Raw genomic sequence first — 21,500 nt, 5'->3', positions numbered from 1 at the left:
TATGACACGGGTTACATCAGGGCAACATCAGAACCCCGCGATGGTGCCCGCCCCGTTCACAGTTACGACATGAAAGGCTTCGGCACTGCGTCCGGGTGGCAGGCCGGCGCGTGCCCCGACCTCCAGCATGAGTCCGCGGACGGTGCGGTCCATGGCCGCCACGTCGGGATGCTGGCTGGTGTGGATGTGGATGGCGGCGAGCTTGCTCCCGACGTGGTCCGTCACGTCCACGAAGTGGTTCTCGCGTTCCTCGGGTCCGGCGAAGAGCCAGAGCCACGGCAGCTTGTAAGCGGCGAGTCCGGCCGCGGCGAGTTCCGGGTAGGCAAAGGGGTTCTCCAGCGCCGGATACACCGCGCGCGTCACCGCCTCCCCCACCGCGAGGTGGTCCGGATGGCTCTTCTGGATCCGGTTCCAGTTTCGTTCCGGATGCATGGACAGCACGACGTCGGGCCGCAGTTGCCGGATCAGCCGGACCACGTCGCGCATCACCTCATGCGAGGGTTCCAGGTACCCGTCGCGCTGGTGCAGATAGTGGATGTCGGTCACGCCGACGAGCGCGGCGGCGCGCTGCTGCTCGGCAGTGCGCAGCCGCACGATCTCCTCGCGCTGCGCGGGATCGAAGCCGCCGGCGTCGCCGTCGGTCATGATGCAGTAGCTGACCTGCACCCCGGCGCGGGTCCAGGCCGCGATGGTGCCGGCGGCGCCGAAGTCGATGTCGTCGGGGTGGGCGGTGAAACAAAGCACCCGTTCGATCCGGGACGTTTCCGGATCGAACGGGCTTTGCGCCATGGGGGCGTCGGTGCTCACGCGGTCAGCCTCTGCGTTTCTTGATCTCTTCAGTGGCCTGCGGCAGCACCTTGAAGAGGTCGCCGACGATGCCGAAATCCGCGATCTCGAAAACCGGCGACTCGGCGTCCTTGTTCACCGCAACGATGACCTTGGCCGTCTGCATGCCGGCCTTTTGCTGGATGGCGCCGGAGATTCCGGCGGAGATGTAGAGCTGGGGCGAGACCGTTTTGCCGGTCTGGCCGATCTGGGCGTCGTGGCCGATCCAGCCGGCGTCGGTGGCCGCCCGCGAGGCGCCCAGAGCGGCTCCCAGGGTGTCGGCGAGTTCCTCGAGCGGGCCGAAGTTCCCGTCCACGCCGCGGCCGCCGGCTACGACGATCCTCGCCTCAGCCAGGTCGGGCCGCCCGCTGGCCGGCTTCTCGTTGCGGGCCGTGATGCGGGCCGAGGCTGCGGTGGCTGTCTCCGGGACGTTGACCGTCGTGGTTGCCGGGGCGGTGCCGGTAACGGCCGGTTCGGGTGTGATGCTGTTGGGCTTGACGGTGAGCACGGCCACCGGCGTGGTGGCCTTCGACGTGCTGGTGTACGAGCCGGCGAGGACGGACTTGTGGGCCGTTCCGTCCGGGTCCACGGCTACGACGTCGGTGATGACGCCCGCGCCAAGCTTGATCCCGAGCCGGGCGGCGATTTCCTTGCCCTCGGCGGAGTTCTCGGCGAGGACAACGGTGGCGCCGGAGGTCTGCACCGCGGCTGCCAGATAGGACGCCTTGGGGCCCACGAGGTAGTCGTCGAGGTCGCCGGCCGAAGGGCGGTAGAGTGCCTGCGCGCCGTATTCGCCCAGGGAGCGGGCGACGCCGTCCTGCAGCTCGCCGTTGAAGGCAACGGCCGGTTCCCCGAGGGACCGGGCGATGGTCAGCAGCTCCAGGCTGGACTTTTTCAGCGCCTGGCCGGGGTTGTCGATGAAAACAAGTACTTTTGGCATGTTCGGATAATCCCCTTAGAGCAGCTTCTGGGCGGCCAGGAACTCGACCAGCTGGATGCCGGCGTCGCCTTCGTCGGTGATGATGGTGCCGGCCGTGCGCGGCGGGCGGGCCTCCGCGGTTTCGACGGCGGTCCAGGAACCGGCCCTGCCCACCTGCGACGCGTCCACGCCGATATCGGCAAGGGACAACGTGGTGATGGTCTTCTTCTTGGCCGCCATGATGCCCTTGAAGTTGGGGTACCGGGGCTCGTTGATCTGGTCGGTGACCGAGACGACGGCCGGCAGCCGGGCCTCGATGGTGTCGGAGTGGGAGTCGCCGTCGCGGCGGGCGGTGAGCTTGCCGCCGTCGAGCTCCAGCGACGCCGCGAACGTCACCTGCGGAAGTCCCAGCCGCTCGGCGAGCTGTGCCGGGACCAGGGAGGTCTCACCGTCCGTGGAGGCCATGCCGGTGAGGACCAGGTCCGCGGGGGTCTCCGCGCCGACGTGCCTGATCGCCGCGGCCAGTGCCAGGGACGTTGCTGCGGCGTCCGAACCGGCCAAGGCGTCGTCGCTGAGGTGCACGCCTTCCGTGGCGCCGATCTGCAGGGATTTCTTGACCGCGTTGACTGCCCCGGCCGGGCCCATGCTCAGGGCAATGACCTGGTTGCCGGCCGCTTCTCCGCCGCGGGCTTCGATCAGTTGCAGCGCCGCTTCCAGGGCGTATTCATCGAGTTCGGACAGGATGCTTTCGGAGCGGTCCGTGGTGTTGCCCTCACCGGTGAGATGGCGGTCGAACTGCGCATCAGGGACGTGCTTGACCAGCACAATGATTTTCAGAGTCTCTTCCACTGTGTCTACAGCAGCCTTCCATGCGGGTGGATAGCCGCCCCTGGCGGGGTCATGGCCACGGAACGACCGTAGCCGGGCTGTTCCTAGCTAACCATATAGCCGCCGGAGGCCGCGGCCTTGGTTAACGCCTGTGTCCATGCCCTGTCCCGGGCACGGCTAAGGCCGGGCCGCACCCGTTGGTGCTGCCCGGCCTTGCTACGGTTCCCTCTACTGTTCGGCGGCAGCGCCGAGGGTTACATCAACTTCCTTCGGCTGGCCGCCGCGGAGGACCGTGACCTTGACCGTGGACCCCGCGGCCTGTTCGCGGACCGCGGCGGTCAACTGGTTGGGATCGCTGATCGCCAGATCCTGGAACTTCGTCACGACGTCGCCGACCTTGATGCCGGCTTTGTCCGCGGCGGAACCGGACTCGACAGTTGCGACCTCGGCGCCCACCGAGAATCCTGAGGTTGACGAGCCTGCGGCCTTGGGCTTGACGCTGACGCCGAACTGCGCGTGGGTGGCCTTGCCGCTGCTGATGATCTCCTGGGCCACCCGTTTGGCGTTGTTGATCGGGATGCTGAAGCCCACGCCGATGTTGCCGCTGCTGCTGCCGGTGGCCGAGTCTCCGCCGGCGGAGGCGATGGCGACGTTGACGCCGATGATCTCGCCCTTGGTGTTGACCAGCGCGCCGCCGGAGTTGCCCGGGTTGATGGCCGCGTCAGTCTGGATGACGTTGATGGAGATGGATCCCTGGTCCGCCGTGCTCTGGGCCTGGCCGCCGCCGGGGGGCGCGAACTGGAAGCCCTGGCCACCGCCCTGCGAGTTGTCCTGGCCGTTCTTCGGCGCGGCCGAGGACGCCACGCTGATGGTGCGGTTCAGGGTGGAGACGATGCCGTCGGTGACCGTGCCGGTGAGTCCGAGCGGCGAGCCGATGGCGACGGCGGTGTCGCCGACGTTGAGCTTGCTCGAGTCACCCAGGGTTGCGGGGACCAGCCCAGAGGGATTGTCGATCTTGATGACGGCGAGGTCGGAAAGCGGATCGGTGCCGACAATCTTCGCGGAGAACACCTTACCGTCGCTCGTCCGGACCTCCATCGCAGCGTTCGCGGTCTTGCCGTCGAGCGTCACCACGTGGGTGTTGGTGAGGACATGTCCGTCGGTATCGAGGATGATGCCGCTGCCCGTGCCGCCGTCGCTGCCGCTGGTGGCCTTGATGGTAACAACGCTCGGCGACGCCTTGAGGGCGGCCGCGGAGATGGCGTTAACCTCTTCCCTGTCGTTGACGATCACGGGTCCGGCCTGGGTGGTGCTGCTCGTCGAGGCTGCGCTGGGGCGGTCCACGAGCAGGGCGTTGCTTCCGGCGACCACGCCGCCGCCGATCAGTCCCGCCGCCACCATGCTGGCCACGAGGGTCGGGACGCCGAACGCCGCCTTGCGCTTGGGGGCGTTGGCAGGGTTGTTGGCAAAGAAGGAGCTGGAAGCGTAGGACGGACCCGACGGCGACTGGCCGCCGGAATGTGCGGCACCGTAGGGGGCCTGGCCGTACTGGAACTGTCCGTACTGGGACTGGCCGGGCTGCGACTGGCCGGGCTGGGAGGGCTGGGCGGGCTGATGCTGCGGATAGACCGGACGCGGCGCGCCGTCTTCGGCGTGGTCCAGCCGAAGAGTGGGGTTGACGGGCGCAGGAGAACCAGGGGTCGCCTCCGGCTGCGCCGAATCATGCGTCTGCGCTGAGACGTGCGGCTCCGCCGGGACGCCATCTTGCGCTCCCGCCGAATCCTGATTCTGGGGTGTCGGCTTCGGTGATGCACCCGGCACTGGGTTCTCAGTCATGAGACTTCCTTTCATCCTCTTCTGCCTATTAACTATGGACGCCCTGACTGATACTAGAGCGGACATTTGCTGGGAGGTTCCTGAACGGACGGACGGCCGGCTCCGGCACGTGTTTTCCCCTGCTTAAGCGCGTTTCGCTGGTGGCATATTCCCGTAGGTGGACTGCCATTTGGGTGCACCATAGAATCAAATGGAATTGCCACAGCGACCTGCGGCTTTACATCTGCGTGGGGGCGCTGCTGCATTCTGGAACGACTGGTTCGACCGAACCGGTCGCAGAAGTGCTGAAGGGTTGCACATGCGGTCAAAGTTCAATCGTTTCCTCGCCGTCCTTGGCGTGGCCGGATTGCTGGCGCTTCCCGCCGCTCCGGCCATGGCCGAAGATCCGGTGACCATCCCCTCCGGGCAGAACATCGTGGACAGCGGGAACCTGCTTGGCAGCCGCAAGGGCGAAGTCCAGGACGCGATCCAGACGTTGTTGAAGGACCACAAGTACAACCTGTACGTCGTCACGGCCAAAACCTTTGAGAATCCCACGGATCCCAAGGGCTGGGCCCAGGCCGTCGCCACGAACAAGGGCATGGGCAAGGCCGACGTCATCCTCACGATGTCCGACGACGGCCATTACTACTTCTCCCCCAGCTCCGCCAGCGCCATCTATCCGAAGACGAGCAACATCGCGCAGAACGCGATCGTTCCAAACCTTGCCGGCGGAAAGCGCGACTTTGCGCAGGCGGCGATCGACACGGCCGCCGCCGTGGGTGACGCGGCGGGCGGCGGCAGCGGGTCGGTCCCGTCCGGCGCCGGAGCGGGCAGCGCCGTCCTTGTGGGGGTGGGCGTCGTGGCCGCGGGCGGGGCCGGAGCCTATCTGTATCTCCGCAACCGCCGGAAGAAGGCTGCCCAGGGCGCAGGGGCTTCCTCCGGGACTGCAGCCGGGCCGGCGGACCCGCTGGCGGGGCTCAGCGTGACGGAGCTGCGCCGGAAGAGCGATTCGTTGCTGATCGAGGCCGACGACGCCATCAAGTCCAGCGAGCAGGAACTGGGATTCGCCCAGGCCCAGTATGGCGACTCGGCGGTCGGCAATTTCACCAAGGCGCTGCAGGAGGCCAAGGGCCACATGACGGAGTCGTTCAAGCTGCAGCAGCAGCTCGACGACCACATTCCCGACACCGAGGAGCAGCAACGGAGCTGGCTCGGCGAAATCATCCGCCGTTCCGAAGCCGCCCTGGCATCGCTGCAGGAGCAGAAAGCGGACTTTGATTCGCTTCGGGAGCTGGAGAAGAACGCGCCGCAGGCCCTGGCCGCCGTCGGTACCGGAGCCGCCGACGCCGAGGCCAAGATTGCCAGCGCCGAACGCTCGCTGACGGAGTTGCGCGCCAAGTACGCCGAGAGCGCGCTGGTCCCGGTGGCGGACAACATCAAGCAGGCGAAGGAACGCCTCGACTTCGTGCAGAACGCCTCCGCAGCGGCAAAGGAAAAGCTCGCCGCGGGCGAGAACAGCCTGGCCGCGGTGGCCGTGCGGGCCGCGGAGGAAAGCCTGCACCAGACGAACGTGCTGATCGGCGCGATCACCAAGGTGGCCGGCAGCCTCGACGAGGCGCGCAGCGGCCTGGAATCAGCCGTCGCAGACACCGCCCAGGACCTGGCCCAGGCGAAGGCGATACTCCAGTCCGGCGCCCATCCCGAACTTTCCGGCCCGGTGGCCGCCGTGGAAGCGGCGCTGGCGCAGGTCAAGGCGGAGATCCAGGGCGGCAAGATCGATCCCATCGCCACCCTGGAACGGGTCACGACGGCGCACCAGACACTGGACCAGTCGCTGGGCGGAATCCGCGACCAACAGGAGCAGGCACGCCGCGCCCAGGCTTCGCTGCAGCAGACCATCATGTCGGCCCAGGCGCAGATCAGTGCGACGTCGGACTACATCACCGCCCGCCGCGGCGGCGTGGGTACCGAGGCCCGCACGCGCCTGGCGGAAGCCCAGCGGAACCTGGACTACGCGCTCTCCATTTCCCGCACCGACCCGGTCACGGCCGTGCAGTACGCGCAGCAGGCGTACGCGCTGGCCGCACAGGCCGCACAGCTGGCCCAGTCCGATGTTGACCACTTCGACGGCTACGCCAACCAGGGTTACGGCCGCGGCGGGATGTTCGGCGGCAGCGGCGGCGGAGGCCTCGGCGGCGCCATCCTCGGCGGTATCCTCATCAACTCGATCCTCCACGGCGGAGGCGGCGGAGGCTGGGGCGGCGGCGGAGGCTGGGGCGGCGGTGACTCCGGCGGCGGCTGGGGCGGCGACTCTGGCGGCGGCTGGGGCGGCGGCGACTTCGGCGGGGGCGGTGACTTCGGCGGCGGCGACTCGGGCAGTTTCTAGCCTGCGGGCGCCGCACCGGGAACATTCCAAGCCACGCGCCGGCTGACAGGCGCCGGCTGCGGGAGAAGCGATACATCATCTGTTCACTGGAATCAGTGAGACAACTGAGCAGGACGAAAGGTAACACCATGGTTAAGCAGTCCATTTTCGGCCGCATGGCGCAGCTGGCGAAGGCCAACATCAACTCGATACTGGACCAGGCGGAGGATCCGCAGAAGATGCTGGACCAGATGGTCCGTGACTACTCGAACAACATCGCCGAGGCTGAGTCCGCCGTCGCCCAGACCATCGGCAACCTGCGCATGCTCCAGGACGACTACAACGAGGACATCCGCAACGCCCAGGACTGGGGCAACAAGGCCCTCGCCGCGTCCCGGAAGGCCGACGAATACCGGGCCAAGGGCGACTCCGGTGATGCGGAGAAGTTCGATAACCTGGCCAAGGTTGCGCTGCAGCGCCAGATCGCCTCTGAGAATGAGGCAAAGGCCTCCGCGCCGAGCATCGCGTCCCAGACCGAGGTGGTGGACAAGCTCAAGCAGGGCCTTGACCAGATGAAGGGCAAGCTGAACGAACTGACCAGCAAGCGCAATGAGCTGGTGGCCCGTTCCAAGACCGTGGCGGCGCAGAGCCAGGTCCACGACGCCCTCAAGAGCATCAACATCATGGACCCCACGTCCGAGGTGGGCCGCTTCGAAGAGAAGATCCGCCGCGAGGAAGCCAAGGTCCGCGGCCAGCAGGAACTCGCTGCCTCAAGCCTGGATGCCCAGTTCAATTCGCTGGAAGACCTGGGCGAACAGACCGAGATCGAAGCCCGGCTTGCGGCGCTGAAGTCCGGTAGCTCCCCCGCGGCCATTGGTACCGGGGACCGGACCGCCGCGCCCGACTCCACGGTCGACGAAGCCGACTTCGACAAGCTCTAACCGGCCCCCGGTTCCGGACAGCGGGCGCGCCCCCGCTCCAGGCCAGGGTCCCCCAGTTTCGGCCGGGTTCCGGCGGATATGCCTGATTCCAGGCTCACCCGCCGGAGCCCGGCCTTTGTTGTGCCGTGCCCGGCATTGCGGCGTGCACTGTTGCCCCTGCCTCCGGCCGCGCGTGTACCGTGGACCCATGTCTGCGACCCTCGTCTGGCTCCGCGACGACCTCCGGCTGGATGACAATCCCGCGCTGGCCGAGGCCGCCGCTTTGGGCACTTCCCTGACCGTCGTCTACGTCCTCGACGAAGTATCGCCCGGCATCCGGCCCCTGGGCGGTGCCGTGAAGTGGTGGCTGCACCACTCCCTGGCCCGGCTCGGAGCCGCGCTGGAAGCCGCGGGCTCGCGGCTCGTGCTCCGCCGCGGCCCGGCAGCGAGCATCATCCGGGATCTCGCCGCAGAGACATCTGCCGGCACCCTGCTGTGGAACCGCCGCTACGGCGGGCCCGAGCGCAGCGTCGATGCCGGCCTGAAGAACTGGGCCACTGCCGAGGGCATCAGCGCCACCAGCTACCAGGCCAACCTCATGTTCGAGCCGTGGACTGTGCGGACAGGCGGCGGCGGGCCCTACAAGGTCTTCACGCCGTTCTGGAGGGCCTGCCTCGCCGGCACCGAGCCGCGCCTGCCATTGGCCGCCCCGGACCGCCTGCCGACTCCGGCGTTCACCCCCGGAGGAGCCCCGCCCGCGAGCGAACCGCTCGAAAGCTGGGGTCTGCTCCCCCGCAATCCCGACTGGAGTAGCGGGCTGGCGGGGACCTGGACGCCGGGCGAAGCCGGCGCCCATAACCGCCTGGCCGATTTCGTGGACGGCCCGGCAGCCCAATACGGCCGCGGACGCGACATCCCCGGCGTCGAAGGCACCAGCCGGCTATCGCCCCATCTGCGGTTTGGCGAAATCAGCCCGTTCCGAATCTGGCACACGCTGCGGGAACACCACGGGCCGGTGGCGCCGGCCGACGTCGGGATCTTCCGTGCTGAACTCGGCTGGCGCGAATTCTGCTGGCAGCTGCTCTACGAGAACCCGGATCTGGCGACGCGGAACTACCGGCCGGAGTTCGACCGCTTCCAGTGGCGAATGCCGTCGGCAACCGAGCTGGCGGCCTGGCAGCAGGGCCGCACGGGCTTCCCGCTGGTCGACGCGGGCATGCGCCAGCTCTGGCAGACCGGCTGGATGCACAACCGGGTGCGGATGGCGGCGGCATCGTTCCTGGTGAAGAACCTGCTGGCGGACTGGCGGATCGGCGAGGCGTGGTTTTGGGACACCCTGGTGGATGCTGATGCCGCAAGCAACCCGGCCAACTGGCAGTGGGTGGCTGGGTCAGGGGCAGACGCTTCACCGTATTTTCGGATCTTCAACCCGGTCACGCAGAGCAAAAAGTTCGACGCCGCCGGAGGTTACCTGCGCGCGTACGTTTCCGAGCTCGCCGCGCTGGAGGGCAAGGCCGTCCACGAGCCTTGGAAGGCCGACGGCGCTGCCCCGGGCTACCCGGCACCCATCGTGGACCTGGCCGAGTCCCGGGCGCGTGCGCTCGTGACCTACCAGCGGCTCAAGGACGGCTGAGGACAGGAAAGGCCCGGATCCTTGGATCCGGGCCTTTCCTGTTAATGCTTTCTGGTTGCGGGGACAGGATTTGAACCTGTGACCTCTGGGTTATGAGCCCAGCGAGCTACCGAACTGCTCCACCCCGCGTCGCTCGAACAACAATACCCTACTTTCGGGGCCGCCATGACCACAGCCGCTTCCTGGCGCTTAACGCAGAAAGTCCGGAACACCGTTTCCAGTGTTCCGGACTTTCTTCTCCAGTTGCGGGGACAGGATTTGAACCTGTGACCTCTGGGTTATGAGCCCAGCGAGCTACCGAACTGCTCCACCCCGCGTCGCACTAACTACTCTACCCGGCGGTGAACATGGGGCCAAATCGGCGTGACGTGATGTGCATCTCCCGTCGGACGCTCCCGCAACCCGGCCGGAGGTCAACAGAGAAGCCAAAGGCCGGGCTTGCCGCTCCATGGAGGGCAAACCCGGCCTGTGGCCACCAGGAGGACCGCGCGTTGTCCCAGCGCTTTGCCCTAGAGCCGCATCAGCTGCCGGCGGTCGCTGAGGGGGTGGGCGACGGCGTCGGCGCGGCAGTGCCCGACGGTGCCGGGGCGCTCTGGGTCTCCAGCTTCGCTTCGGCCTGGAGCGCCTTCTGCAAGGCCGCCGCGAGCTTCTTCTGCTGGTCGCCGTAGGTCGCAAAGTCGCCCTTGGCGAGGGCGTCCTGGCCGGCCTTGATGGCGGCGTTGGCCTCGTCCAGAGCGGCCTTCAGCTCCGCCTTCGCGTCGGTGCCCCCGGGCGGCGTGGCGCCCCCTGGGGCCGTGGGCACGGCAGGCGTTTGTCCCTTGTTCGCCTTGTCCCCCGCCGAGGCTCCGGAATTGCCGCCGAACAACTGGTTCAGGGCCTCATCCAGTGTGGGCGCGAATCCGATCTTGTCGCCAAAGGCCACCAGGACCCGCTGCAGCGTCGGATAGGACGTTTCACCGGTGGACCGCAGGTAGACGGGCTGGACGTACGCCATGCCGCCGCCGACCGGCAGCGTCAGCAGGTTGCCGTTGAGCACTGCCGACGCACCCTGGCGCAGCAGGTTAAGGGCCTGCGAGACGGTGGGGTCCGAGTTGAATTTGTTCTGCGCCTGGCCGGGTCCGGGGACCTGGGTTTCCGGCGGGATCTGCAGGAGCCTGAGCTGGCCGTAACTGTCAGCCTTGACGCCCTTCTTGTTCCCGGCGTCGGAGTCTGCGGCCAGGAAGCCATAGAGCACGTTGCGGGCTGCGCCGTTGACCACCTGCGGGATGAACGACGAGGTCAGCTGGAACGCCGGTTTGTCCTGGTCCGGCATCTTAAGGGACATGTAATAAGGCGGCTGCTTGACCTCGTCCTGGACGGTGGGGTCATTCGGAACGGACCATGCATCATTGTTGGTGTAGAAGGCGTCCGGATTCGTGACGTGGTAACGGCCAAGAAGTTCGCGCTGGACCTTGAACAGGTCCTCGGGGTACCGCACGTGGCTCATGAGCGCACCGGACATCTCGGTGTACGGCTTCAGGGTGGTGGGGAAGACCTTCTGCCAGGCCTTCAGCACGGGGTCCTGGTCATCCCACGCGTACAGCGTTACGGACCCGTCATAGGCATCCACCGTGGCCTTCACCGAGTTCCGGATGTAGTTCACCGAATTGTTCGGCAGGGCCACCGTCCGGTTCGCGGCGGTCTGCGAGTCCGCCGTGGCGGCAGAGAGCTGCTCCTGCTGGGAGTACGGGAAGTAGGGACTCGTGGTGTAACCGTCCACGATCCACTTCACCCGGCCGTCGACGACGGCGGGGTAGGCATTGCCGTCGACGGTCAGGTACGGTGCGACCTTTTCGACGCGTTCGCGCGGGTTGCGGTCGTAGAGGATCTGCGACTCGGCGTTCACGCCGTCGGAAAGCATCAGGTCCGAAGACTGGAACTTGATCGCGTAGAGGATCTTGTTGAAGAAGCTGCCGACGTTCGGGCCGCCGTTGCCGGTGAAGGTGTACTGCGTTTCGCCGTCCCCTTCCTTCGCCGCGGGCCGGTCCTGCTCCCGGTGCGGGGCGCCGTCCGGGGCGCCGACGATCGAGTAGTCAGGCGAGTTCTCGCCGAAGTAAACGCGCGGCTGGTAGGTCGTGTCGTTGCCGAGCGCCCCGGTGGAGGGGATACCGGCCTGCAGGAAGTCCGGCTTGCCGTCCACGGTGAACTTGTTGCCCTTGGCCGCGACCACGCCGTATCCGTGGGTGTAGACCACGTGCCGGTTCAGCCAGGACTGCTGGTTCGTCGCGAGTCCGTCCGGGTTCAGTTCACGGACCGCGATGACCGTGTCCTGGGTTTTGCCGTCAATCTGGTAACGGTCCACGTTCAGGGCTTTGGGGAACTGGTAGTAGGGCCGGTACTGCTCAAGCTGCGAAAACGCGTCGGAGATCAGGTTCGGGTCCAGCAAGCGGATGTTGGCGGTGGTCTGCGCATCTGGGGCCAGCGCCCCGGTGGTTGCGTTGGTGGTGGCGTTGTACCGTTTTTCCTGGACCTTATCCAGCCCATAGGCCGCCCGGGTCATGGCGATGTTCCGCTTGATGTACTCGTTTTCCAGGGTCTGTTCCGAGGGCCGGACCTGGAACTGCTGGATGACCCAGGGGTAGACCCCGCCGGCGAGGATGGCCGTGATGACCAGCATGGCGGTGCCGATCACCGGAAGCCGCCACTTGCCGATCACGGCAGCGACGATGAACAGCACGGCGACGATGACCGCGGCCACGGCCAGAATTGCCTTGGTCGGGATGACGGCGTTCACGTCCGTGTACAGCGCACCGGCCCAGCGTCCGCCGTTGCTCTGTACCGTGGAATAGCGGTCCAGCCAGAAGTTGATGCCGAGCAGCAGCAGGAAGGCAGCGCCCGTGACGGCCAGGTGGATCTGCGCGGCCCGGCTGGTGAAGATCCCGCGTTCCATGATCCGGATGCTGCCGTAGAGGTAGTGGGTGAGGATCCCCGCGAGGCCGGCGACTATGGTGACGCTGATGAGGAACCCGGTGACAAAGCCAAGGAAGGGTAGGGTCATCAGGTAAAAGCTGATGTCCAGGCCGAACTGCGGATCGTTCTGGCCGAAGGCTTCCTGGTTGAAGAACAGCAGGACTTTCTGCCACTGGCTGGCGGCGGCGCTTCCGGCGAACAGGCCGAAAAGGATGGGAATCCCGATCATGACGACGCGCCGGACGGGTTCAAGCTGGGCCTGGTAGCGGTTCAGGTTGTCCCGCACGTCCGAATCGGGGGCGTAGACCGGCCGTGCATGGTAGGCAATCCGGATGGCGTAGAAGACCGCAAGAAACATGACGGCAAAGCCGGCCAGGAAGGTCAGCATCCTGGCCAGGTTCTCGGTCAGGAACACTTCGAAGAAGCCCAGCTGCTGGTACCAGAGGACATCCGTCCAGACGTTGGCGAAGAAGATGAATCCGATCACGATCAGGGCCACGATGATCAACGTCGGCGTCAGGGCGCCGCGTCGTGTCTTGGGTCTTCCTGGCGGGACTGTGCTGGCGGGACGGGACAAACTCGGTACCTCATAGCTGGTCGTCTACTGCTGGTTTGTAGTTGTGTGTCGCTCATTAGTGCCACGAGCGGGGCGGGTGCTTAGTTCCGCGGTCAGTCTAGTTGCTCGTGCAGACAGGAAGGCCGGATATGTCGCCGCCTGACGCCGCGAGTTCAACCGCCTTGCGCGCCTCGGCGAGGTTTTCCACCCGGACGACCTGCAGTCCGTCCGGAACATGACCAACGACGTCGTCACAGTTCGCCGCAGGCGCCAGGAACAAGGTGGCGCCGCCAGACCTCGCGCCCTGCATTTTCTGGGCAATTCCGCCGATCGGTCCCACGGCGCCGTCCGGGGCGATGGTTCCGGTTCCCGCGATGTGTTTGCCGCCGGTCAGGTCACCGGGTGTGAGGGTATCCAGGATGCCCAGGGCGAACATCATTCCGGCGCTGGGCCCGCCGACCTGGTCGAGGGAGATCTTGACGTCGAAGGGGAAGGTGAACTTGTACTGCAGCAGGACACCGAGAACGTAGCGGCCCGTGCTGCTCTTGGCCGGGGTGATGGTTGCATTGACCGCGCTGCCTGCCCGTTTCACGGAGACCTTGGCCGGTTTGCCGTTGCCGGCGGCCAGTTCCGCCTGGACGACGCCGAGGGCCGTGATGGGCTTGTCATTGATGGAGACCAGAACGTCCCCCGTCTGCAGGACGCCCTTCGAAGCGGAGTCATCCGGGAGGCCGGCGATCTCCATTTTCTGCTCGAACGGGATATTCATTTCCTTCAGCGCCGCGGCTACCGCGTTTTCCTGGGAGGTGGTCATCGCGGTGGCGCTTTCCTGCTGGGACTGCTCCTTCGTCACACCGGCGGGGAACAGCAGTTCCTGCGGGTAAACGGCCTTGCTCCCGTTAAGCCAGGCGGAAAATGCCTCGAAGACGCTGACGGGGCCGTTGGGGCCGCCGTCGACGTAGACGGTGGTGAGGTCGAGATTGCCCTTGGCGGGAAAGGTCTTGTGGCCGGTAACGCTGATGACCGGCTTGCCGTTGTCCTCGCCGATGGTATTGAAGATGGGTCCGGGAGCCTCGACCACGTAGGGCACCGGCAGGCTCACGGCAGTGATACCCAAGGCCAGGGCCAGCAGGCCGGAGACGAGCATCGCCGATGACCGGTTCGCAAGTTTCCGCGGGCCGCTCGCGCCTGCCGGACGCGCTCTTCTCCCCCGGACCGGGCCGGCCGCCGGGTCGCTGGCGGGCTGCTCACCTTGGGTGATTGTCATTGAACGACCTCTCCGTATTCCAACTTCCAAGACTACGCGCTTGGCGGCCTTGACCGCTCTTTGCCTACAGCGAACGTGGCGCTGTTTCGGCAGACAGCCGCTCTTGCCGAGGGGTACCGTGAAGTTGAATAGCAGCCACACCGACGATCGGCGGGACCATGACTTCCAACCCACTCAATCCGTCCAATGGCGACGAGGAACCCAAGGATCCTTTGGCAGAAATGCTCAAGAACCTGATGGGCGGTCAGGGCATGGGCAACATTGACCCCGCTGAACTCGCCAAGGCCGCGGGCCTCCCGGACGATCCAAACCTCCTGGCGCAGATGTTCTCGCAGGTGCAGGCGATGATGAGCGCTCCGTCGGAGGGGCCCGTCAATTGGCAGCTGGCGCATGAGAACGCCCGGCGCGTGGCCGCCAGCGGATCCGACCCGTCGGTCACTTCCCACCAGTCCCGTGAGGTCGATGAGGCCCTGCGGCTGGCCGAGCTCTGGCTCGACCAGGTCACCGGGCTTCCGGCCACCGGACTGATCGGCCGGGCGTGGTCCCGGGCCGAATGGGTCGAGGAGACCCTGGGGACCTGGAAGCGGCTGACCGAGCCCGTGGCCAACAGCATCGCCAATGCCCTCTCCGCCGCGATGACCGAGCAGATGCCCGAGGAAATGAAGTCCATGATGGGCGGTGCCTCCTCAATGATCCAGAACATGGGCGGGGCGATCTTCGGCATGCAGCTGGGCCAGGCGATCGGTGCCCTGTCCGGCGAAGTGGTCAGCTCGACGGACATCGGTGTGCCCCTGGCAGACCTGGAAATGGCGCTCCTGCCGGCGAACGTGGCGAAGTTCGGTGAGGGCCTGAGCCTGCCGGAGAATGACATCCGCCTGTTCCTCGCCGTGCGCGAGGCGGCCCACGCCCGCCTGTTCGTCCAGGTCCCTTGGCTGCGGGGCCACCTCCTCAGCGCGATCGAGGATTACGCGCGCGGCATCCACATCGACACTTCCAAGATCGAAGAGCTCGCACGGGAAATTGATCCCAGCAACCCCGAAGGCATCCAGGAGGCCCTCTCCCAGGGCGTCTTCATGCCGCAGCGCACGCCCGCCCAGGAGCAGGCGCTCGAAAAACTCGAGACGGCCCTCGCTTTGGTGGAAGGCTGGGTGGATGAACTCACCTGGGGCGCGACCGAGAAGCTGCTGCCCTCCGCCGCCGCATTGCGTGAGACGGTCCGGCGTCGCCGGGCGACCGGAGGCCCCGCGGAGCACGCGTTCTCGTCCCTCGTGGGACTCGAACTGCGGCCGCGCCGGCTCCGTGAGGCCGCCACACTCTGGGCGTCGCTGAAGGTCGAGCGCGGGGTCGAGGGCCGCGACGCCGTGTGGAAGCATCCCGATCTGCTCCCCACCGCCGAGGACCTGGACGATCCGCAGGGCTTCAGCGAACGCCGGAAGCTGGCCGAAGCCAGCGACAGCGAGGTCGATGACGCACTGCAGAAGCTGCTGAGCGGAGGCTTCGACGAGCCTGCTGAGACCGATGCGACGGGCACCGGTTCCGATGACAGCGATTCCGGTGACGCCGAAGGCCTCAACACCGAAAGCCCCGAGACCGAAAGTGCTGCGACCGAAAGTCCCGAGACCGAAAGCGCTGCGGAGTCCGGCGGGTCCGGTCAGGAACCGCCTGCGGCCGACGACGACGACCGCGGGGACGGCGGGACGCAAGACGGCGGTAGCCCCCGGGCGTAGGCTGGAACGCTAGTTGGCCCCGGCCGGGATTTCGGTTCCGTCCGCGGCTTCGTCGTATCCGCCGCCGGGTCCGAGGCCCCGGGATGTCGCGAAGGAGACCCCCTCCAGGAACGCCTTGGCACGCTCGGTCTCCGGATACGCTGCCAGCAGCCGCCAGAAAGCGGCGTCGTGGCCGGCCACCAAGAGGTGGGCGAGCTCGTGGAGCAGCACGTAGTCGATCACCCACTGCGGCATAGGCTGGAGTTTCGTCGAGAGCCTGATGGTTCCTTCGGACGGTGTGGCCGAACCCCAGCGTGAGTTCTGGTTGGTGACCCAGCGGACCGAGGACGGCGCGGACCGGCCGCCGAGGTACTTCGCTGACAGGACGGCGGCGTGGGCTGCCAGATCGGCGTCGCTGCGCGGCCGCCGCCGGCCGGACCCGCGCGGGCCGCGGGCCCCCTGGAGCCGCAGTTTTTCCAGCATGCGGTGCACCCATTCGCGTTCCTGGGCCCTGCTGAAGGAAGCGGGAATGGCGACCACGGCGGTGCCATCTTCCCAGAACGCGGCGACTGTCCGGCGTCGGCGGGCGGACCGCCGCACCACCACGGGGGCGCCGTCGGCCGTGGTCAGCGGCGTTACCGCCGGAACCGCACCGGCTGCCCCGCCCGGGCGGCGGCCTCCGGCGCTCCGGGCGCTGTTCTTGTCGCTGTTGTTGTTTGGGGCGACCATCAGTGCCCCGAATTCTCGGCCAGGACCGTCAGCACGGCCTCGCCGTACTTTTCCAGTTTGGAGGGGCCCACCCCGGCGAGTTTGGCCAACTGCTCCAGCGATTCCGGGCGGGCCTCGGCGATGGCGGTCAATGTGGCGTCGGTGAACACCACGAACGCCGGGACGTCGGCCTCCAGCGCGGTGTCCTTCCGCCATTGCCTCAGCGCGTCGAACGTCTGTTCCTCGTAGCTGGGCGGGCACTGGTTGCACCGCCCCACCTTGCGTTCCGCGCCGCTGGAGAGCATGCTGCCGCAGACCCGGCACGATGCCGGGACGGCCGCCTTGCGGCGTGGGGCCGCGCCCTTGCCCCTGAGGTGGGAGCTGGCCACGGAATCGGGGCGCAGACCGTCCAGGAAGCGTGAGGGCTTGCGGTTGGCCCGCCCGCCCGGTGTCCGGGCTGTCGACCAGGACAGGGAGAGGTATTCCCGGGCGCGGGTGATGCCGACGTAGAGGAGCCGGCGCTCCTCATCCACCGCTCCCGGGGTGTCCGCGAAGGAGATCGGCATGAGTCCCTCGCTGAGGCCCACAAGGAACACTGCGTCCCATTCCAGTCCCTTGGCGGCGTGCAGCGATGCGAGGGTGACGCCCTGGACGGTGGGCGCGTGCTGCGCCAGGGACCGTTCCTGAAGTTCGTTGACGAAGTCCGCGAGCGTGAACTGCGGTCCCCGGCTGATCACGAGCTCGTCGGCAAGGGCAACGAGGGCGGCCAGCGATTCCCAGCGTTCCCGGAGTGCGCCGCCGTTGTGCGGTGCCGCGTCGGTGTAGCCGAGCGAGGCAACAATGTCGCGGACCAGTTGTCCGAGGGGCTCAGGCGTGGCGGTTTCGGCCACGGCGCGGGTGGCGGCCCGCAGCTGCAGGATCGCGTCCCGGACTTCCTTCCGTGCAAAGAACCGCTCGCCGCCGCGCAGCTGGTAACCGATCCCGGCCGAGGCCAGGGCCTGCTCGTAGGCTTCAGACTGTCCGTTGGTGCGGAAGAGCACGGCGACCTGACTGGCCGGGGTGCCGGCGTCGAGCAGTTCCCGGATCCGGGCGGCGACCGTGGCGGCCTCGGCCTCGTCGTCGGAGCATTCGGTGAACTGGGGCGCCGGACCGGCCGGGCGCTGCGCGATGAGCTGCAGGGGCGTCGCCCAGGCGGCGTCGGCCGCGGGGCCGCCGCTGCGCCGGCCCGCGAGGAGGTCGTTGGCGAGCCGGACGACCTGCGGCGTGGAACGGTAGTCCCGGATCAGCTTGACCACGTGGGCCTCGGGGTACATGGCCTTGAACCCGAGCAGGTGCCTCGGGGAGGCGCCGGTGAAGGAGTAGATGGTCTGGCTGGCATCGCCCACGACGCAGAGGTCGTCGCGGCCGCCTAGCCACAGCTCCAGGAGCCGCTGCTGCAGGGGCGAAACGTCCTGATACTCGTCGACGACGAAGTGCCGGTACTGCTCCCGGACGGTAGCCGCCACCTTCGGATCTTCCTGCAGGATGCCCACGGTGATCAGCAGAACGTCCTCGAAGTCGATGACGTTGCGGTCGGTCTTGACGTCCTCGTAGGACTGGAAGACCCGCGCGACGGCGGTCAGGTCAAAGCCGCCGGGAGTGCCACGGCCCAGGGCGTTTTCCAGATAGTTCGCCGGGGTCAGCATGGAGACCTTGGCCCACTCGATTTCGGAGGCGAGGTCGCGGATGGAGGCGCGGTCCGTGCTGAGCCGGAGCCGCCGGGCGGCCTCGGCGATCATCTGGGCTTTGTGGTCCAGCAGGTTGGGCAGCGTGCCGCCGACCGCCTGCGGCCAGAAGTACTGCAACTGGCGCAGGGCGGCCGCGTGGAAAGTGCGCGCCTGGACGTTGCCGGCGCCCAGGTCCCGGAGCCGGCTGCGCATCTCCGCGGCGGCGCGGGCGGTGAACGTGACGGCCAGGAGCCGTTGCGGACTGTACACGCCCGAGTGCACGCCATAGGCGATCCGGTGCGTGATGGCGCGGGTCTTGCCCGTTCCGGCGCCGGCCAGCACGCACATTGGCCCCTGCAAGGTGCTGGCGACCTCCCGCTGCTCGGCGTCGAGGCCGCCGAGGATGCGTTCCTCCAGCGAGCGCGTGTCCGGTGCCGGACCGCCGTCGGAGATGGGCCCGGCCATCGCGCCACCGGACACACCATCTCCAGATATGGCGGACCCGTCGCCGAAGATGGTGCTGAAGTTCATTTTCTCTGTGGTCACTTTTGCTGCTCAGTCAGTAGTGGTTGTCCTGCGGATGGGTCAGGCCGCGTCAGGCGGTGCCGGCAGCGTCCTGAATGACGCCGCCGTACCAGTGTTCGATGAGGGACCGGGCGATCGAGAGCCGGGTGGAAATGACGATCTCGCCGCTGAGGACGGCCTCCTGCAGCTCATTCCGGCTGAACCAGCGCGCCCTGGTGACCTCGACGCCGTCGGGCCGGGCTTCGGTGTCGGCCGTGGTGGCCGTGAAGCCGAGCATCAGGGAGGCGGGGAACGGCCAGGACTGCGAGCCCAGGTACTGGGAGGCGGTGACCCGGACCCCGACTTCCTCGCCGATCTCCCGCTGCACCGCCTGTTCAAGCGACTCGCCCGGCTCGACGAAGCCGGCGAGCGTCGAATAGTTCCGGGCGTCCAGCGGGCCGCCGCCGCCAAGCAGGATCCGCCCGTCAGGTCCCACCACGGTCACGATGATGGCCGGGTCCGTCCGGGGAAAGTGCTCGGAGTTATCGGCCGGACAGCGGCGGACCCAGCCGCCGGCCTCCACCTGCGTGGGCGTGCCGCAGCGCGGGCAATGCGTGTGGGTGGCGTGCCAGTTGGCGATGGCGCTGGCTTCGATGAACAGGGCCGTGTCCGTGGCGTTCAGCCGTGCGGCGACATCGCGGAACCCTGCCCACTGGGCATCGGCGGGGATGCCGGCGACGTGGGGTTCGAACTCCTCTGCCCGGACTTCAAACTGGACAGGCAGGACGAAGAGGACGATCTCGGTGCCGGCGTCGAGACCGGAACCCGGCAGGGCAGACCCCAAGTAGATCACGTGCTCCGGGGCGTAGGGGCCGTTTGCCAGGTGCTCGGTGAGCTCGACCGCGTCCAGGAATACGAGGCCGTCCCCGCTGACCAGGGCCTGCCGGCCGGAGAGCACGAGGGCCCGTGCCGAGCCTGAGTCAAGCAACGCCGCCAGCATTCCGGGTTTTTGCCGGGCCGCGGATCCGCGGTCGATCAGCGCCGGGTGCACGGGCAGCACCGTGTCAATCAGGTGGTTTGCCGGCAACCGCAGCACCGGCGGCGCCCCGCCGTCGGGTGCCGTGGGTTCAGCGGTCGTTTGGTCTCCTGCCGGTGACGGTGCCGATGCCGACGTTGCCAATGACGACGATGCCGATGAAGATGCCGGTGACTCCGCAAGACTCATATACCCACCGTACTGACTCGGGCAGACAATTTACATTTGCCGTCCCCGGCGCCGGCCCCCGCGGTGGGGCGGCACGCCCCACCGGTCTGCGAATCAGGCCTGATTTGGCCTTGATCTCAAGACTCGCCGAGGTGCATCGCTGTCTTGGGCGCCGGTGACCCTACCGTGGAAGGGTGAGAAGGAAACCAATCGAACTGGCAGCTGTAGCAACTGCGGCGGTACCCGGCCTCAGCCCGACCGCCGTCAGCTCTGCGCCCGACGATCCGGCAGACTTCGATGCGGCCCTCCTGCTAGATTCCGAGGGTAAGCGGTGGCGCGTCCGGTCCCCCCGGCACGCCGAGGCCAGCGCCCGGCTGGAGACCGAATTCCTGGTGCTCCGGGCCTTCGCGCCCGGCATCCGGGCCGAACTGCCGTTTCTTCTGCCCACAGTGGCCGGAACCGTCCGGCAAGGCCAGCTCAGCACGTTCGTGTACTCCCATCTGGCCGGGGCGACCCGCTCCCTCGATGACCTCAGCGACGGCTCGCCGGCCTTGGCCCGTGAGATCGGGTCCGCACTGGCCGCCATCCATGACCTCCCGCGGTCGATCGTGAACAACGCCGATCTTCCCAGCTACACCCCCAACGAATTCCGCCAGCGCCGCCTGAACGAACTGGACCAGGCCGCCACCACCGGAAAAATCCCACCGCTGCTGCTGCGGCGCTGGGAACACGCGATGGAAGACGTCTCCCTCTGGCGCTTCAACCCCTGTGTCGTTCATGGCGACCTCCATGAGGACAACCTGCTGGTGGACGGCGACCGCGTGACCGCCGTGACAGGGTGGACCGATCTGCGCATCGGCGACCCGGCGGACGATATGGCCTGGCTGGTTGCCTCGAACGAACAGGACTTCGTCAGCGCGGTGCTGGAGCACTACGCCTCCGCTCGTCGTGACGTACCCGACGCCCATCTTCTCCGGCGGGCAGCGCTGTCAGCCGAGTTCGCCCTGGCCCAGTACCTGGTCAAGGGACTGGCCTCAGGCAACGGAGACATGATCGACGAGGCCGAGTCCATGCTGGCCACGCTGGCCGATGACGTCGCAGAGCACGGGGGCCAGCCCATCAGCGTGGAACCCCTGCCCCTGCCGGTCGCGGCACCCGCGGCTGGCCCCGGGGGTGCCGCCGTCCTCCCCGACGCACCCGGCCGCCCCGATGCGCCCCCAACGGCCGCTCAGGCGGTTCCGCCCGCAGCCTCGGTACACGCCGGGGGCAAGGTCACGCTGGTTCCTTTGGACCAGGTACCTGATCCGGAGGCCGCTCCGGCGCCGGCCCCGGTTCCGGAGGTCAGTGCCCGGCCCGCGGTGCACGTTAAGCCCATCCCCCGCGATGAGGAAGCAGATGCCGGGAAGGCTGCCCAGAGCAGCTCGGACCCGGACCGGAAAGACGAACCTGCACCTGACATTGCGGTACTCGATGACGGGGCCGACCAGACGACCGTGGATGATCCGAAGTCCGGCGGCGCCGTGGCGGAGACCTCGCCGGACGCGAAGGCCGATGCCACGGACAACAGCCCGGCAGAAACCGCCGCGGAGGCC

At 67.5% G+C, this 21,500-nt stretch carries 13 protein-coding genes, 2 tRNA genes and 1 pseudogene; 5 read left to right on the top strand and 11 right to left on the bottom strand.

Features of this window, described 5'->3' with window-relative positions; translation table 11 throughout:
• Positions 1–27: 27 nt before the first annotated feature.
• The 4 genes from ACFVVK_RS04015 to ACFVVK_RS04000 all read right to left on the bottom strand — a co-directional run bounded on the left by ACFVVK_RS04015 (position 28) and on the right by ACFVVK_RS04000 (position 4,408).
• Entirely contained in the window at positions 28–789 is a 762-nt protein-coding gene (locus ACFVVK_RS04015; RefSeq protein ID WP_390264356.1) for a PIG-L deacetylase family protein, read from the bottom strand.
• 22 nt (positions 790–811) lie between these two features.
• Positions 812–1,765: an electron transfer flavoprotein subunit alpha/FixB family protein gene (locus ACFVVK_RS04010; RefSeq protein WP_390263759.1), complete on the bottom strand. Its 954-nt coding sequence runs from the start codon at positions 1,763–1,765 to the stop codon at positions 812–814.
• 15 nt (positions 1,766–1,780) lie between these two features.
• Entirely contained in the window at positions 1,781–2,581 is an 801-nt protein-coding gene (locus ACFVVK_RS04005; protein ID WP_390264354.1) for an electron transfer flavoprotein subunit beta/FixA family protein, read from the bottom strand.
• A gap of 219 nt (positions 2,582–2,800) precedes the next feature.
• Positions 2,801–4,408 (bottom strand): trypsin-like peptidase domain-containing protein, encoded by a 1,608-nt coding sequence (locus tag ACFVVK_RS04000; protein WP_390263756.1) that lies wholly within the window; start codon positions 4,406–4,408, stop codon positions 2,801–2,803.
• Positions 4,409–4,706: 298 nt separating this feature from the next.
• Here ACFVVK_RS04000 and ACFVVK_RS03995 point away from each other — a divergent pair, with 298 nt between their 5' ends.
• The 3 genes from ACFVVK_RS03995 (at position 4,707) to ACFVVK_RS03985 (ending at position 9,308) form a co-directional block, all read left to right on the top strand.
• Positions 4,707–6,776 carry a TPM domain-containing protein gene (locus tag ACFVVK_RS03995; protein ID WP_390263754.1) on the top strand — a complete coding sequence of 690 codons (2,070 nt, stop codon included), beginning with the start codon at positions 4,707–4,709 and terminating at the stop codon, positions 6,774–6,776.
• Between the two features lie 128 nt (positions 6,777–6,904).
• Positions 6,905–7,696: a PspA/IM30 family protein gene (locus tag ACFVVK_RS03990; protein ID WP_390263752.1), complete on the top strand. Its 792-nt coding sequence runs from the start codon at positions 6,905–6,907 to the stop codon at positions 7,694–7,696.
• 187 nt (positions 7,697–7,883) lie between these two features.
• Positions 7,884–9,308 carry a cryptochrome/photolyase family protein gene (locus ACFVVK_RS03985; protein WP_390263750.1) on the top strand — a complete coding sequence of 475 codons (1,425 nt, stop codon included), beginning with the start codon at positions 7,884–7,886 and terminating at the stop codon, positions 9,306–9,308.
• A 52-nt stretch (positions 9,309–9,360) separates the two neighbouring features.
• On the opposite strand, the gene ACFVVK_RS03980 is transcribed toward ACFVVK_RS03985, so the two are convergent.
• From ACFVVK_RS03980 to ACFVVK_RS03965, 4 genes are all read right to left on the bottom strand, one after another.
• Positions 9,361–9,437 (bottom strand) — tRNA-Met (locus tag ACFVVK_RS03980).
• Positions 9,438–9,551: 114 nt separating this feature from the next.
• A tRNA-Met gene (locus ACFVVK_RS03975) sits at positions 9,552–9,625 on the bottom strand.
• A 203-nt stretch (positions 9,626–9,828) separates the two neighbouring features.
• Positions 9,829–12,834 (bottom strand): UPF0182 family protein, encoded by a 3,006-nt coding sequence (locus tag ACFVVK_RS03970; protein WP_390263747.1) that lies wholly within the window; start codon positions 12,832–12,834, stop codon positions 9,829–9,831.
• A 97-nt stretch (positions 12,835–12,931) separates the two neighbouring features.
• Entirely contained in the window at positions 12,932–14,080 is a 1,149-nt protein-coding gene (locus ACFVVK_RS03965; RefSeq protein WP_390263744.1) for a PDZ domain-containing protein, read from the bottom strand.
• A gap of 158 nt (positions 14,081–14,238) precedes the next feature.
• Here ACFVVK_RS03965 and ACFVVK_RS03960 point away from each other — a divergent pair, with 158 nt between their 5' ends.
• A complete protein-coding gene (locus ACFVVK_RS03960) occupies positions 14,239–15,807 on the top strand; it encodes a zinc-dependent metalloprotease (protein ID WP_390263742.1) in 1,569 nt (522 codons plus the stop codon).
• A gap of 9 nt (positions 15,808–15,816) precedes the next feature.
• On the opposite strand, the gene ACFVVK_RS03955 is transcribed toward ACFVVK_RS03960, so the two are convergent.
• From ACFVVK_RS03955 to nudC, 3 genes are all read right to left on the bottom strand, one after another.
• Positions 15,817–16,515 (bottom strand): M48 family metallopeptidase, encoded by a 699-nt coding sequence (locus ACFVVK_RS03955; protein WP_390263739.1) that lies wholly within the window; start codon positions 16,513–16,515, stop codon positions 15,817–15,819.
• Positions 16,515–18,665, bottom strand: a complete 2,151-nt coding sequence (locus ACFVVK_RS03950; RefSeq protein ID WP_390264351.1) for an ATP-dependent DNA helicase UvrD2 — start codon at positions 18,663–18,665, stop codon at positions 16,515–16,517. The genes ACFVVK_RS03955 and ACFVVK_RS03950 overlap by 1 nt, the downstream gene beginning before the upstream one ends.
• A 130-nt stretch (positions 18,666–18,795) precedes the next feature.
• Positions 18,796–19,929 carry an NAD(+) diphosphatase gene (gene nudC / locus ACFVVK_RS03945; RefSeq protein ID WP_390263736.1) on the bottom strand — a complete coding sequence of 378 codons (1,134 nt, stop codon included), beginning with the start codon at positions 19,927–19,929 and terminating at the stop codon, positions 18,796–18,798.
• Between the two features lie 173 nt (positions 19,930–20,102).
• Between nudC and ACFVVK_RS03940 the strand changes: the two are divergent.
• A pseudogene (locus ACFVVK_RS03940) lies at positions 20,103–21,266 on the top strand (macrolide 2'-phosphotransferase); the annotation flags it as partial.
• Positions 21,267–21,500 lie beyond the last annotated feature (234 nt).

The organism is Arthrobacter sp. NPDC058192, assembly GCF_042883665.1.
In the GTDB taxonomy this organism is placed as follows: domain Bacteria; phylum Actinomycetota; class Actinomycetes; order Actinomycetales; family Micrococcaceae; genus Arthrobacter.
The sequence above is the reverse complement of the archived record's forward strand: the minus strand, read 5'-3'. Positions and strand labels throughout refer to the sequence as shown.